Annotated in this window: 9 protein-coding genes; all 9 read left to right on the top strand. The window is 43.7% G+C overall.

The window, feature by feature from the left end; genetic code table 11:
• Positions 1 to 230: 230 nt before the first annotated feature.
• The 9 genes from AAFF35_RS22540 (at position 231) to AAFF35_RS22500 (ending at position 14,742) form a co-directional block, all read left to right on the top strand.
• Positions 231 to 3,152, top strand: coding sequence for a triple tyrosine motif-containing protein (locus AAFF35_RS22540; RefSeq protein WP_342328802.1), 2,922 nt, complete (start codon positions 231 to 233; stop codon positions 3,150 to 3,152).
• Between the two features lie 279 nt (positions 3,153 to 3,431).
• Positions 3,432 to 6,488: a TonB-dependent receptor gene (locus tag AAFF35_RS22535; protein ID WP_342328801.1), complete on the top strand. Its 3,057-nt coding sequence runs from the start codon at positions 3,432 to 3,434 to the stop codon at positions 6,486 to 6,488.
• A 16-nt stretch (positions 6,489 to 6,504) separates the two neighbouring features.
• On the top strand, positions 6,505 to 7,998 hold the full coding sequence (locus AAFF35_RS22530; RefSeq protein ID WP_342328800.1) for a RagB/SusD family nutrient uptake outer membrane protein: 1,494 nt from the start codon (positions 6,505 to 6,507) through the stop codon (positions 7,996 to 7,998).
• A gap of 11 nt (positions 7,999 to 8,009) precedes the next feature.
• On the top strand, positions 8,010 to 9,410 hold the full coding sequence (locus AAFF35_RS22525) for a PKD domain-containing protein (RefSeq protein ID WP_342328799.1): 1,401 nt from the start codon (positions 8,010 to 8,012) through the stop codon (positions 9,408 to 9,410).
• 69 nt (positions 9,411 to 9,479) lie between these two features.
• Complete coding sequence (locus AAFF35_RS22520; protein ID WP_342328798.1) at positions 9,480 to 10,358, top strand: glycoside hydrolase family 16 protein; 879 nt, start codon at positions 9,480 to 9,482, stop codon at positions 10,356 to 10,358.
• A 9-nt stretch (positions 10,359 to 10,367) separates the two neighbouring features.
• Entirely contained in the window at positions 10,368 to 12,143 is a 1,776-nt protein-coding gene (locus AAFF35_RS22515; protein ID WP_342328797.1) for a cellulase family glycosylhydrolase, read from the top strand.
• Positions 12,144 to 12,224: 81 nt separating this feature from the next.
• Positions 12,225 to 12,734 carry a hypothetical protein gene (locus AAFF35_RS22510; protein ID WP_342328796.1) on the top strand — a complete coding sequence of 170 codons (510 nt, stop codon included), beginning with the start codon at positions 12,225 to 12,227 and terminating at the stop codon, positions 12,732 to 12,734.
• A gap of 148 nt (positions 12,735 to 12,882) precedes the next feature.
• Positions 12,883 to 13,476, top strand: a complete 594-nt coding sequence (locus tag AAFF35_RS22505) for an RNA polymerase sigma-70 factor (protein ID WP_342328795.1) — start codon at positions 12,883 to 12,885, stop codon at positions 13,474 to 13,476.
• A gap of 63 nt (positions 13,477 to 13,539) precedes the next feature.
• The gene (locus tag AAFF35_RS22500) at positions 13,540 to 14,742 is read left to right on the top strand and encodes a FecR domain-containing protein (protein ID WP_342328794.1); all 1,203 of its coding nucleotides are present in this window, start codon (positions 13,540 to 13,542) and stop codon (positions 14,740 to 14,742) included.
• Positions 14,743 to 14,911: the final 169 nt, after the last annotated feature.

The raw sequence follows: 14,911 nt of genomic DNA, 5'->3' as shown, positions 1-14,911 counted from the left end.
ACTGGAATTTTTGCCCTGAAGGGGGCAAACCTTCCGAGGCCTTCTCGCAGACACTGATTTTGTTGGGGAAATTCTGGGTTAAGGTTTTTTAATTTTGATCCGGAATTTCCAATTCAACTCCGGCATTGCCTGGGGAGGGGGCAGGGGTTGAATTTAAGCAGTGTTATCTACCTTAAAATCCGTATTTTGGCTTATTAGTCATTATACGGATTTTTTTTGCGCGATCATTTATGGGAAAACCTCTACTGCTGTTTACACTTTTGTTTTTTTGTTTTATTTGGGTTGGCCGGGCTCAGGATCAGATAGCGAGCCCGCAGATTGTAAATTATAATAACGAACAATATAAGGGCGGGATTCAGAACTGGGACCTTGCTCAGGATAAAAACGGGATTTTGTATTTTGGGAATAATGAAGGTTTACTCAGCTTTAACGGATCATTCTGGAACCTCAGCAGACTTCCTAATTTTACCTCGGTACGTTCCGTAGAGATCGATTCTAAGAACCGGATCTTTGTTGGCGGACAGGATGAATTGGGATATTTTTTTCCTGATGGGCAGGGGGTATTAAAATACCATTCCATTGTTCCGATGATTCCGGAGAAGTACCGCAAATTTGCCGATGTCTGGAACTTAACGATTTTAAATGATGAAGTCGTTTTCAGAACCACGACGGCGATTATCCATTATAAAGATGGAGCGGTAAAGGTTTACAAACCGGAAATTTCCTGGGAGTTTGCCGGTCAGGCAAAAGGGCAGCTGTTTGCACATTCCAAAGGAAAAGGACTCATGGTTTATGAAGATAATGTATGGAAGCCCTATTGCACGGATCCGATACTGAACAATTCTGTGGTAACGGCAATCATGGAATATGCTCAGGACACCTTATTGGTTTCCACCTTAAAGAATGGGTTGTTCCTGATGCATGACCGAAAGCTCATTGCAAAGAAAACAATGCTTGATGGTGTTTTTTATAATGACCGGATTTATTATGCGAAGAGAATTGAGGGGGAAAAGTATCTGATAGGGACCACCTCAGGAGGGGTAATCATCATCAATAAAGCAGGGAAGCTGGTACAAAGATATACTTATAGGGATGGCCTGCAGAATAACAACGTGAGGGGCTGCATTATTGATCGGAATAAAAATCTGTGGCTGGCACTGGATGATGGCATTGATTATATCGCAATCAATAGCGCCGTCAAGAATATTTTTCCTGATAAAAGTAAACAGATCACCAGTTATGCTGTGGCCGGATTTAACAACCGACTCTATATCGGGACTTCAAATGGACTCTATGTAACACCTGTAGAACCCGGTCTTAAAGACCTCAGTCTCTCCAAAGGAAGGTTTACCGAAGTTCAAAATACCAAAGGACAGGTTTGGAGTTTGGCTGAACTGAACAATCACCTGCTGATGGGACATGAGGATGGTTTTTCGGTTATTGAAGGGGAAGTTGCCCGGCAGATTTACGCCGTGCCGGGAACCTGGTTGTTCCAGCCGGTTTCTAATGTTTTTCCATCTGCAGACATTATTGCAGGCTCTTATCTCGGACTTCAAAAAATCAGTTATCAGAACGGAAATTTTATCAATGGAAACAAGGTCGAAGGAATCACAGAATCTTTAAGGTTCATTGCTTTTGATAATGATAACCGCATTTGGGCCTCGCATCCTTATCATGGGGTCTATAAAATTGAGCTTTCTGCTGACTATAAAAAGATCATCAGGCAGGACGTATATAATGATAAACAAGGGCTCCCTTCCTTTATGTACAATTATGTGTTTAAGCTCAAAAACAGGATCGTGATCGCTACCGAAAACGGTGCGTATGAGTATGATGCAGCAAAAAATAAATTTGCACCTTTTCCTTTGCTCAATAGTGCATTTAAAGGAATGCCCATTCAATATTTAAAGGAGGATGCTAAAGGAAATGTCTGGTTTATCTCCAATAAAAAAGTGGGCGTGCTTGACTTTACACAACCTCAGGGACACCAACCCTTTTCTATTCATTATTTTCCTCAGCTAGATGGAAAGGTAGTTGGTGGTTTTGAATCCATTTATGTGATGAATTCTGAGAATGTATTTATAGGTGCAAATAAAGGCGCTTATCATCTGAATTATACCAAATACCTGGACAATATTTCCAGACCTCAGGTGGTGATTGGAAATATCCGGTTAATCGGGAAAACGGATAGTTTGATTTTTGGTGGCTATTTTATGAAGAACGGGATGATCAGCAAGTCACAAGACCTCTCCGGCAGTCTGAGGTTAGCCAATGCTTACAACTCCCTGCATTTCGAATATTCTTCCACCTTGTTTGAACACCGCAAGAACATCGAGTTTAGCTATCAGCTGGTCGGTTTCGATAAGAGCTGGTCGCCATGGATGCAAAAGACGGAAAAAGACTATACCAACCTGCCCGCCGGGAAGTACACTTTTACCGTAAAGGCAAGAAATAGTATTGGCAATGAATCTGAGCCTGTTTCTTATACTTTCGAAGTATTGCCGGCCTGGTATCAGAGTTTATGGATGTATCTTCTTTATGTGTTGATGTTTGGCCTGGTGATGTACCTTTTGTTTAAATGGCAGAAAAAGAAACACCGGATTGCGCAGGCAAAGCTCAGTTACCTGCACATGCTGGAAATGGAACGTTCAGAAAAGGAAATCGTCCGGTTGGAATATGAAAAGCTGGAAGCAGATGTGGATTATAAAAACCGGGAATTATCGACCATGACCATGCACCTTGTGCAAAGGGGAAAGGTATTGGCTAAAATTAAAGATGTGATCTCCAGCGTCATTAAAAACCATGACATCAACGATAGTTCTCCAAGTTTCCGGCACCTGATCCGCCTGATCCGTGATGTAGAAAAGAGCGATCAGGACTGGGATAATTTCTCTATGCATTTCAACTCTGTAAATGCAGACTTTTTTAATAAGCTAAAGGACCGGTATCCGGACCTTACCCCCAATGAACTTAAGCTGAGTGCTTACCTCAAAATGAATCTTTCCACTAAGGAAATTGCCCAACTGATGAACATCACGATCAAGGCAGTAGAGGTTGGCCGGTACCGTTTGAGGAAAAAACTGCGGCTGCAGCCGGAAACCAACCTGTATGATTTTCTCATTACAGTCTCCAGGTCTGATGTGATAGGTTGATTTATTTAAGTTATTGTTATTTAGGTTATTGAGTGTCTTTTGTAGTAGTAATGTAGGGCCTGTAGGAATGCTGTTTTCCTGCTTCTGAGGTCACTGTAGTGGCGGTGTAGGTCTACCCGTTTGTACAAATAATTCCCTCCTGGTATAGATTTGATTCTGCCTGTGTAAAATGCACAGGCCAGCTAACCAAATATTAACTAACCTAAATTAAATCGTATGAAAAGAAGTATTACTCTTATTTTCTTCGTGTGCTGTTTACTTATTTCCCCCTTTGCCTCCATGGCACAAGAAGTAACAGTAACGGGCAAGGTAACCGATAAAGCAGATGGGCAACCGCTGCCTGGAGTTATCGTCACAGTACAAGGGACTTCCAAAGCAACCAGCACAGATGCGGCAGGAAAGTATGCCATCACTGCAGCTTCGGGTGCAAAACTCGAATTTCGTTTGTTGGGAATGAAAACCCAGGTTGTTACCGTATCAGGAACTACCGTCGACGTATCGTTGGCAGGAGATGAAACTTCACTAAATGAAATTGTCGTGATCGGTTACGGTACACAAAAGAAAAGTGTGGTCACAGGAGCCATTTCCAGTGTAAAAGCTTCAGATCTGGAAAATATGCCGGTAACGAGAATAGAGCAGTCGCTACAAGGTAGGACCGCAGGACTCACCATTACCGGTGCCTCAGGACAACCAGGCTCAGGAGCTACCCTGAGGATCAGGGGAACCACCACCATTGGCAATAGCGATGCCCTATTTATCGTAGACGGCGTTCAGGTAGATGGTGGAATTGATTACCTGAGCCAATCAGATATTGAGTCGATAGAAGTACTTAAAGATGCGGCATCTGCCTCCATTTACGGAGCAAGAGGCGGGAACGGAGTGGTACTCGTTACGACTAAAAAAGGAAAAGATACCGATGGGAAAATCCGGGTAAATTACAATGGTTTTGTAGGAAGCCAGGCACCAGACCATAAGCTTAAACTGCTGAATGCTGCCCAGTATGCTACCCTTTATAATGAAGCCGCTGTTGCGGGTTCCAAGGCTGCAAATCCAGCAACGGCAATCAGATTCCCGGATCCTGCTGCGCTGGGCGAGGGTACAGACTGGCAATCGGAAGTCTTTAACAATAGTGCACTTTGGCACAATCAGGAATTGAGTTTTCAGGGCGGATCTGCAAGGTCTACCTATTTCAGCTCCCTGGGGTATTTTGACCAGGAAGGAATTGTAGCGAGTAAAAACTCAAGATACAAACGTTTTACCGCAAGATTTAACTCACAGCATAAAATTACCGATGCCATCACTTTTGGAAACAATATCGGTTATACCAGAATCAACAGTATTGGCGTCGCCACAAATGATGAGTATGGAAGCCCGCTGGTAAGGGCAATTAATATGGATCCGATCACGCCGGCAGTAGAGCGTGATCCGGCGAAGTTTAACGCCCCTCCATATTCTAACTTTCCGGTGGTTAGAAACAGCGAAGGCTTTCCGTATGGCATTTCCCCATATGCACAATCCGAAATTTTAAACCCTTTGGCCGCATTGGCAGTCGCCCAGGGAGACAACTGGTCTGATAAAGTCGTAGCCAATTTATTTTTGGAAGTAGAACCTTTGAAAGGCCTTAAATTGCGCTCTTCAGGTGGGGTAGACCTTGCCTTTTGGGGCGATCAGAGTTTCAGGCCTGTTTTCTACTTATCGCCAACTACAGAATCAAAACTGAATGCCTATACCCGTAACATGAACCGGGGCCTTTTCTGGACCCTGGAGAATACGGCTACCTATTCAAAAACCATCGCAGATCATCATTTCCAGGTTCTTGCCGGGATGTCCGCGCAAAAGAACAAAGGTGAAAATCTGGGCGGCCTGAAAGAAGGGATTCCGGTGAATAACCTGAAAGACGCGTCATTGCAATTTCCGGTTGCCCGTCTGGATAATAACTTTTACGGCGGCGAATACCTGAGTACACTCAGCTCATTGTTTGGTCGTGTTACCTATGATTTTAAAGAGAAGTACTTATTTACCGGAGTCATCCGGAGAGACGGTTCTTCCCGTTTTGGTCCAAACAATAAATATGGCTATTTTCCATCGGTATCCCTTGGTTGGGTAGCTTCGAAAGAAAGCTTTTTTCCTGAGAACAAAGTGATCAGCCTGTTGAAATTCAGAGGTTCTTATGGCGTAACCGGGAACGACAGGATCGGTGATTTCAGGTACTTGTCTACGGTAAGCGGAGGCAGAAATTACAGTGTTGGTACTGGTCTGCTTCCTGTTCTGGTAAATGGAGTGAGTCCTAATGCCTTGTCAAATCCTGACCTTAAATGGGAGGAAACCACCTCTACAAATATTGGATTGGATGCCGTTTTGTTTAATACATTTACTTTCACTGCAGACGTATTTACAAAAAAGACGACAGATATGCTGTTGGACGTAAGGGTACCACTGTATGTGGGGAATAACGGACCAATAGGAAATATCGCAACCCTGACCAATAAAGGGATTGAGTTTGAACTGGGCTATTCCAAAACGATAGGAGAGGTGAGTTTCAAAGCCAATGCCAATGCTACATTTATAAAAAACAGGATTGATTTTCTGGGTGAAGACAAAGAATTTCTTTCCGGTGCAAGGATCACTCCTCAACAATTGGAGCTGACAAGAACCGCAGTTGGACATGCCATCGGATCTTTTTACGGATACCGTTCTGAAGGCTTATTCCAGAATGCCTCAGAGGTGGCAAACTATAAGAATGCAGCAGGAAATCCGATTCAGCCGGATGCAAAACCCGGTGATATCCGTTTTGCAGACCTCAACGGAGATGGAAAAATCAACGATGCGGATAGAGAGTTTATCGGAGATCCAACCCCCGACTTTAGTTATGGTTTAACGCTATCTGCTGCCTGGAGAGGGTTTGACTTTCTGATCTTCGGACAAGGCGTTGCCGGAAATCAGATTTTTAATGGCTTGCGCCGATTTGACCTTCCTTCTTCAAATTATACTACCGAAGCTTTGGGAAGGTGGACCGGTGAAGGATCTACCAATTCTTTTCCCAGGTTAACCACCGATGATGCCAACCAAAATTTCGGCAGGGTGTCTAAAATGTTTATAGAAAATGGCGATTATTTCAGGATCAAAACCGTACAGCTTGGCTATACGCTTTCCAAATCGATCAGTAAAAAAGCTGGCCTGGATAAAGTCAGGATCTATGCGATGGCAAATAACCTGTTAACGTTAACCAGGTACAATGGTTACGATCCGGAGATCGGTGGAGGCAGTTTTGGTATTGATCGCGGTTATTACCCTCAGGCAAGAACTTTTTTCATTGGCTTAAACTTAGGTTTCTAACTTAAAAAGAGAAATTATGACATTCAATAAAATAAAATATGCGATCGCTATTCTAGTGATCATGCAAGCGGGAACGTCCTGCAAGAAAGACTTTTTGGAAGTGGCACCCCGAGGGACCGCTTTGGAAGGGAATTTTTATAAAACCGATGGAGAAGTATATCAGGGATTGATTGCCACTTATGATGTGATGCAATGGGGAAACTCAGGAGGATATACGATGAAAATGCCCCTGCTGAGCGCAGCTTCCGATGATTGCTATGCCGGTGGAAGTAGTCCTTCTGATCAGCCAAACTGGGTCGCTTTTGATAATTTTAAAATGGACTCCAGGGTGGGGCCGCAGGTAGGCTTATGGAGTAAAAACTTTACCGGGGTTTACCGGGCGAATATATTGCTGGCCAAGATGGAGCTGAATACCTCTTTAACTCCTGCTTTCAAAACCCGCGTTGCCGCAGAAGCGAAATTCCTGAGGGCTTATTTTTACTTCGACCTGGTTCGGTTTTTTGGACGGGTTCCACTGATCACCAAGATGTTGGAGACCAGCGAGCTTTACACGCAGAAACAGGTTGATCCCGCATTGGTTTATGCGCAGATCGAAAAAGACCTGAGGGAAGCATTTCCTGGTTTACCAGCTTCTGTAGCGGCCACAGAAAAAGGCAGGATCTCCCAGGGAGCTGCAAAAGCCTTACTGGGAAAAGTTTTATTGTATTCCAATGAAAATGCTAAAATGGCTGAAGCAGCAAGCTTATTGAAAGATGTGAATACCAATTATGGGTACCAGCTGCTTCCAAATTTCGGGGATATATTTGATCCGAAAAATAAGTTCAGCGCAGAGTCTATTCTCGAAATTCCACATTCTAATAATGCAGCATGGGGAGATTGGGGCTTTATAAACGGGGGGGAAGGCAATGTTGCACCTCAGTTTATTGGAGCGGACAGCTATAGCGGGCCATTGTATTCCAATGGCTGGGGCTTTTGTCCGGTGACAGAAAGTCTGGTAGATTTCATGAAGAACGATCCCCGCTTTGCCTTTACCATTATTGATGGGAAGGACTTAAAATCACAGGGAGCAACCTATACGGCAAGGTATCAGAACACCGATTATTTCATCAAAAAATATGCCCCTCTGGCGGCTGTAAGGGCAACCAGTGGTACTGCTGAGCTAAATTGGCCGATCAATGAAATAGAAATCAGACTTGCTGATACCTATCTCATGGAAGCTGAGGCTTTGGTTCGTGCCGGTGGCGATCAGGGAAGGGCACAGACCTTACTTGACCTGGTTAGGGCAAGGGTTGGTCTGGCAAGTATCCCAGCTACAATTGACAATATCTACAACGAGCGAAGACTGGAACTGGCTACTGAGGGACATCGTTTCTTTGACCTGGTGCGCACGAAGAAAGCAGCCGCTGCTTTGACTGGATTTGCAGTTGGAAAAAGCGAACACCTGCCTATTCCCCAAGACGAAATCGACCTTACTAAAGGCGGAATTACACAGAATCCTGGATATAATTAATTAATAAGAAGATGAAAACTCCATATAATTGCCTTAAATCCTGGACTTGCCTGCTGGCGGGACTGATTTTAATGACGGCATCCTGTAAACGGACAGATTTTCCGGTAGATAAGAACTCCGTACCCGGGGCTGCAAAATTCAGTGCAAGCCCGAAGGCTTCCAATGCAAATATCATAGATTTTAAAAATGAATCCGGTGGCTTTAAGGTCATCTGGGACCTTGGAAATGGCACCTCCGGAGAAGGAAATACCATCAGTGGTTCCTATCCTGAAGCGGGAACTTATACCGTAAAACTCACCGTTTTCACGAAAGAAGGATTTGCCTCTGTGACCAAACAGGTGGTGATTGCTCAAACCAATACCGACATGCTCAGGGGACCTGAGTACGATGCCTTGACAGGTACTGCGGCGAATGTAAATGGAAAGACCTGGGTGATAGAAAAGGGAACGGTAGGACATCTTGGATTAGGTCCGATAACCGGTACCACCGATGAATGGTTTAAAGCAGGTCCTGAAGAAAAGAAGGCTTTCGGTATTTACGATGATGAGATGACTTTCAATCTAAACGGCTGGAAGTATAGTTATGTGAATAACGGAACAACTTATGCCAATAAAGACAATGCGAAAGACCTTGGTGCAAGTGGTGCTACGGAAGATGTGATGGTCAACTATACCCCGCCTGGCAATATGACCTGGAAACTCGTTTTCAGTGGGGGTAAAAAGTTTATTAATCTTTCGGATAATGGCTTTATCGCTTATTATACCGGCTCCTCTCAATATGAGATCCTGTCCATTACGGATGATCAGATGTACCTGAGGACCACCAGTAAAGCGGTAGCCGATCAGGCCTGGTACCTGCGCTTGTCGAGAAAGGGTTTTACGCCTAAACCTCCTGTTGTAGTGGAGAAACCTCTCAAAGCAGCAAATCTGAGCGATGATTTTGATGCTGCAGGAAACATCACCTGGCTGGCGGAAAACATCACTTATAAAAAGGCTTATGATAATCCGGCGCCCCTGCCTGTGAATACCTCTGCCAAGGTTGGCTTTTACGCAAAAAAAGATGGTGTTGATGCTCAGTACGGAAATCTGCAGGCTACATTGCCATACAGGTTAGACCTGAGCACTAAAAATAAGGTGAAGATGAAGGTCTTCCTGCCTTCTTATAATGATTTTTCCAAAGTTAATCCGAAGGTGGTGGTTAAACTCCAGAATTCTTTACTCGGAGGCAATGCATGGACCACACAAAGAGAGGTGGCAAAAGTGCTGAATGTCTTTAACAGCTGGATCGAGCTTGAATTTGATTTCTCTACCTTCTCTGCAGATACGGTATACGATAGAATTGTAGTCCAGTTGGGAGGAGAAGGACATCCAAATCCTGGAATTTTCTACATTGACGATTTTGAATTTAAATAAGAAATCCAGTAGGCAAGTCTGAATCGTTCGCATTCAGGCTTGCCTGCTTTTTTCTAAAAACAGCTTTGTATGCTTATAAACAATAGAACAGCGATGATGACCATCTTTACTGCCCCAATTATAGCTTTGTTTTCCCTAATCTCCTGTTCCACGTCCAAGGACGATGGACCTATTATCACCCCTCCGGTTCCAAATGTTCCTGTCGACAAAAACTGGACCTTTGAAGCTACTCCATTCTGGTATGATGAATTTGATTATACCGGGGCTGCCTCTTCTTCAAAATGGGATTATGATCTCGGTGGAAGCGGATGGGGAAATAATGAAAAACAGAATTATACCAATAATCTGGAGAACAGCAGGGTCGGTGATGGCCTGCTTACCATTACCGCAAAAAAAGAAAACAGCGGCGGAATGGCCTATTCTTCAGCAAGGTTGGTGACCCGTAATAAACTCGATGTACTTTACGGGCGGATTGAAGTAAAGGCAAAATTACCATCGGGTAAAGGCACCTGGCCGGCAATATGGATGTTGCCTACAGAACGGGCCTATGGAGACTGGCCGAAATCAGGAGAAATAGACATCATGGAGCATGTTGGATACGATCAGGATAACGTCCATTTCACTACCCATACCGAAGCCTATTATTTCAAAATCAATACGCAGAAATCAAGTACAGTGAAGATTCCGGGAGCAAGTTCTGCTTTCCATTTGTACCGGGTAGACTGGACGCCTTATGCGATCAGAGGGTATTTTGACAACCAGAAAGTTTTTGAGTTTGTGAATGAAGGAACAGGTTATAAAGTATGGCCATTTGATAAGAAATTCCACTTATTGTTAAACATTGCAGTAGGCGGTGATTGGGGTGGTGCACAAGGGATCGATGATGCCGTTTTTCCGCAAAAACTTGAACTGGATTATGTCAGGTACTATAAGATGATTGATAAATAGAAAGCGGAAATGAAGAATATGAAGATAAGACAAACAATTCCGTTAAGCGTACTGTGCGGTGTAATTATGCTTTTTTTCGGTCTGAAAAAGGCAGGCGCCCAAGGCTTTCTAAAGACAGAAGGCAAGGAAATCAGGAATGAAAAAGGAGAGAATGTGCTGTTGAGAGGAATGGGTTTTGGAGGATGGATGGTTCAGGAAGGATACATGTTGGGCCTGAATAATGAAGGGCAGCAGTTTAAAATCCGGGAAAGGATCAAGAACCTGATTGGGGAAGATAAAACCAAAGTGTTTTATCAGGCATGGCGCACCAATCATACACGTAAAGCAGATATTAAAGCGATGAAAGATTGGGGATTTAATTCTGTCCGCCTTCCAATGCATTTTAACTTGTATACTTTGCCTGTAGATCAGGAGCCTGTGCCGGGACAGCATACCTGGCTTGAGCAGGGATTTGCGATGACAGATAGTCTGCTGGCCTGGTGTAAGGAATATCAGCTCTACCTCATTCTGGACCTGCATGCTGCACCCGGCGGACAAGGAAACGATTTGAACATTTCAGACCGTGATCCGACAATGCCCTCTTTATGGGATAGTGAGGCCAACCAGCAAAAGACGGTGGCACTCTGGCGTAAGCTGGCAGAGCGATATGCCAATGAACCCTGGGTTGGCGCCTATGATATTATCAATGAACCCAACTGGGGATTTGAAGACCGCGAAAATGATAAAAACGGATTAAAAGAACAGAAAAATGTGGGGTTGAGAAAGCTGATGGTAGAGATTACTCAAGCCATCAGGGAGGTCGATCAAAAGCACATGCTGATCATCGAAGGGAATGGCTGGGGAAATAACTATAACGGAATTTTCCCCCTTTGGGATCAGAATATGGTCCTCAGCTTTCATAAATACTGGGCTTTTAATGATCAGGCTTCTGTAGGAGGGATGGAAAAGGCAAGGAATGAGCAGAATGTACCGGTCTGGCTGGGAGAAACGGGAGAAAATTCCAACGTTTGGTTCACAGAAGCGATTCGTCTTTTTGAAAAGAACAATATCGGCTGGGCCTGGTGGCCATTGAAAAAATTGGGACACAATAATCCATTGCAGGTAAAAAGCAATCCGGAATACGATGCGGTTTTGAAGTATTGGAATGGACAAGGGCCAAAACCTTCGGCTGCTATTGCGGAAAAAGGTTTGATGCAATTGGCTGAGGATTTGAAAATAGAGCACAATATCTTTCATGCTGATGTGGTAGATGCCATGTTTCGACAGCCCTTCTCTTCCGAAACGAAACCGTTTAAAGCGAATGTGATTAAAGCCGGAGTTAGCCTTGCCGCGGTAGATTATGATTTGGGGATCAACGGGCAAGCTTATTTTGATCAGGATACTGCAGATTATCATGTTTCCACGCAAAAGACGACAATTGGAAACCGGGGCAGGACCTATCGGAATGATGGAGTGGATATCAGAAAACATACCGCTCCCAAAGCAGGATACTTTGTAAGTGATACAGAAGCCGGAGAATGGTTACAGTATACGATCAATGTACAGGATGCAGGAAGTTATCATTTGACACTGAATGTCGCTGCAAAGGATAGCAAGGGGAACATTTCTGTACTCCTGAATGGAAAAACAGTTGTTGCCGATAAAAGCATTCCGCAGACAGGTGGTCGGGAGAGCTTTAAGCCAATGATCCTGAAGGGGATTCGGCTAACGAAAGGAATCCAGAAATTAAAAGTTTATATAAATACCGGAGGCTTCAATTTTAGCAGCATCCGCTTTGAAAAGTAAATGCTCTCGTGTTTAATTGTAAATTGATAAGATGGTCTGGAGAGGCCATCTTTTTTTTGCCTAAGTTTAAATGGTTAGTTTATGGAATCTTCCGGTTATTGGCGTCATTACGACATGAAGCTTAACATTTTATACCTGATCCTGATTACACTTACCTTAAGCTGTAACAGTCGCCACACGGAAGTGCATGCATATACTGCCACTGAAAATACACTTTCGAAGAAGATATTTGAAACTGAAGAACTATTTGGAATTTCAAATGAACCTGAAGATTATGTCTTGATGCCCCATGCAGATAGCGTTGGATTGTGGGTGGGAAACATCATCCATTTTGTTGACAAGGAACACTTCGTGAGTAGTTACGTTGCCTGGTGTGGAAATGACTGCTTTACATCTGCGTTTGGAAGGTATTATTTTGAGGATAGTTCGAAAGTGGTTTTCTTCACCGACAGCATCAAATTTTCAGGGGAATGTCGTGACAGGCCAAAACAAACAAAGACAGGTCCTCCTGTAGTTTTTTATCTGGAAGATGCTTCTTCAGGTCCCTTGAAATTGACCCGAAACAGGAATAAGGCTGAGCCAGGCAGCTAATGAAGCCTTTTTTATGTTGAATTTTTGAGGGATCATTGGAGGTTGTTTTTTACAATGCCAATGGTTTCAAAATAATTATTTAACATTACGGTACGTATTTCAGGTCTTTAAAAAGGCATTTCAGGATATGTAGGGGGAAATTAAGGGTATGACATTAAAACAAATTTTTAATGAACGGCTGTTGTTGAAGCAAATTTCGGAGGGGGATGAACAGGCATTTGGTGTTTTGTTCTATCATTATCTCCCTGTATTACAAGCTTTCGCTTTGCGCTTTACAAAATCGACAGCTGCAACTGAGGAAATTATTCAGGATACTTTTTTGCGGGTTTGGTTAAACAGGGATAAGCTGGACGAGGTAGAGAATGTAAAAGCATGGTTGTACAAGTATGCTTCAAACGAATGTCTTGGTCACCTTAGAAAGGTACTGAAGCAAGCCAGAGCCATTGATAACCTCAGGCAAGAGCAGCCCAATGAAAGCAATACGACGATTGATACGATTCAGCTCAATGAAATCAATCAATTGATTACCGATGCCGTTGACCGGTTACCGGCACAAAGAAAAAAGATTTATCTGATGAGCAGAGGGCAGGGATTAAATATTCCTGAAATTGCAGATTCGCTCCATCTTTCTCCAAATACCGTAAAAAATGCATTGGTGGTCTCTCTGAAGTCCATCCGGGAACATTTACGTCATCATGGTGTGACGCTCAGTATATTGGCTTATCTCGCCTTATTGAAATAATAATATTTTTTTTAATTCCCGATAGTCCTTAATTGCTTTTCCAGCTTCTTAGTATCAGAAGCTATGAAGGAACAGGTAAAACAGCTATTGGGAAAATTTGAAAAAGAAACACTCAGCGCAGCCGAAAGGCGGCAGTTGCTGGAATTGACTGGGATGGAAGCGGAAGCTGTTTTGGAAGGAATTTCGGACATGCTGCTGGAGGAGGAAGAATCTTCCTCGAAAATGACGGAGGATTTGGTTTGGTCCGGGATGCTGACAAAAATTGTTGGAATTGATAAGCCTGCGGTCATCACAAGAAAGCCGATTCTTGTGCGGTTCCGATGGCTTGCTGCTGCGGTGGTATTGTTAACGCTCTCTGTAGGCCTGTATTTTTACAGACAGGTTGTTCCGGAACCGGCAAAGGTTTTTCCCGAACACGTTAGGGCAGACATCGCTCCCGGAGGGAATAAAGCCATCCTGATCCTTGCCGACGGATCAGAGATCTCATTGACCGATGCCGAAAATGGTGCCCTTGCCAGGCAGGGGGGGATGACCATCCGAAAGACTGCCGAGGGGCAGGTGATTTATGATGCCGGCGCTGCCAGCGGATCGGAAAATGAAGTTTCGAACGGGCAGCCAAAATACAATACGATAGCTACCCCACGTGGCGGACAATATCAGGTCAATTTGCCTGATGGAACGAAGGTTTGGCTCAATGCTGCTTCCGCTCTGACCTTTCCGCAGTCTTTCCGTAAACTCAAAGAGCGCCATGTTGTACTCAATGGGGAAGCCTATTTTGAAGTCGCAAAGAACAAGCATCAGCCATTTAAGGTCATGACTAAAGTCCGCCCGGACCAGGAAGGCAGGGAACAAGTCATAGAGGTATTGGGTACACATTTTAACGTCAACGCTTATCAGGATGAAGAAAGCATCGTAACGACTTTACTGGAGGGAAGCATCCGGCTGAACAACAAGCTAACCCTAAAACCGAATCAGCAATCCATCTTTGCCTATGACCATTTTCATGTGATTCCGGCTGATACAGAAGAAGCAGTAGCCTGGAAAAATGGCTATTTCATGTTTGCAAACGAGGATCTCCGCAGCATCATGAGGAAGATTTCCAGGTGGTATAATGTAGAGATCGTTTATCAGGGAAAAACAACAGATAATACTTTTATAGGGACGGTATCACGATTTAAAGAGGTATCTGAAGTATTGAATATTTTAGAATTAACAAAAACGGTACACTTTAAAATCGAAGGGAGGAAAATTACAGTTATGCCATAAATCTACTTACACCTACGGTAAGCTTCATGGTTCGAATAAACATGCCAGACCCGACTGCCATCGTGGTCTGACACTGGCCTGGCTTACCCGATATTTTGCAGAAAACAATCAATCAACAAACCAAACCACCCAAATGTAATGAATATTTACGATCTCCTGAGGTCTAAGC

The organism is Pedobacter sp. FW305-3-2-15-E-R2A2, assembly GCF_038446955.1.
Lineage (GTDB): Bacteria > Bacteroidota > Bacteroidia > Sphingobacteriales > Sphingobacteriaceae > Pedobacter.
This window is presented reverse-complemented; position numbering and strand designations above follow the sequence as displayed.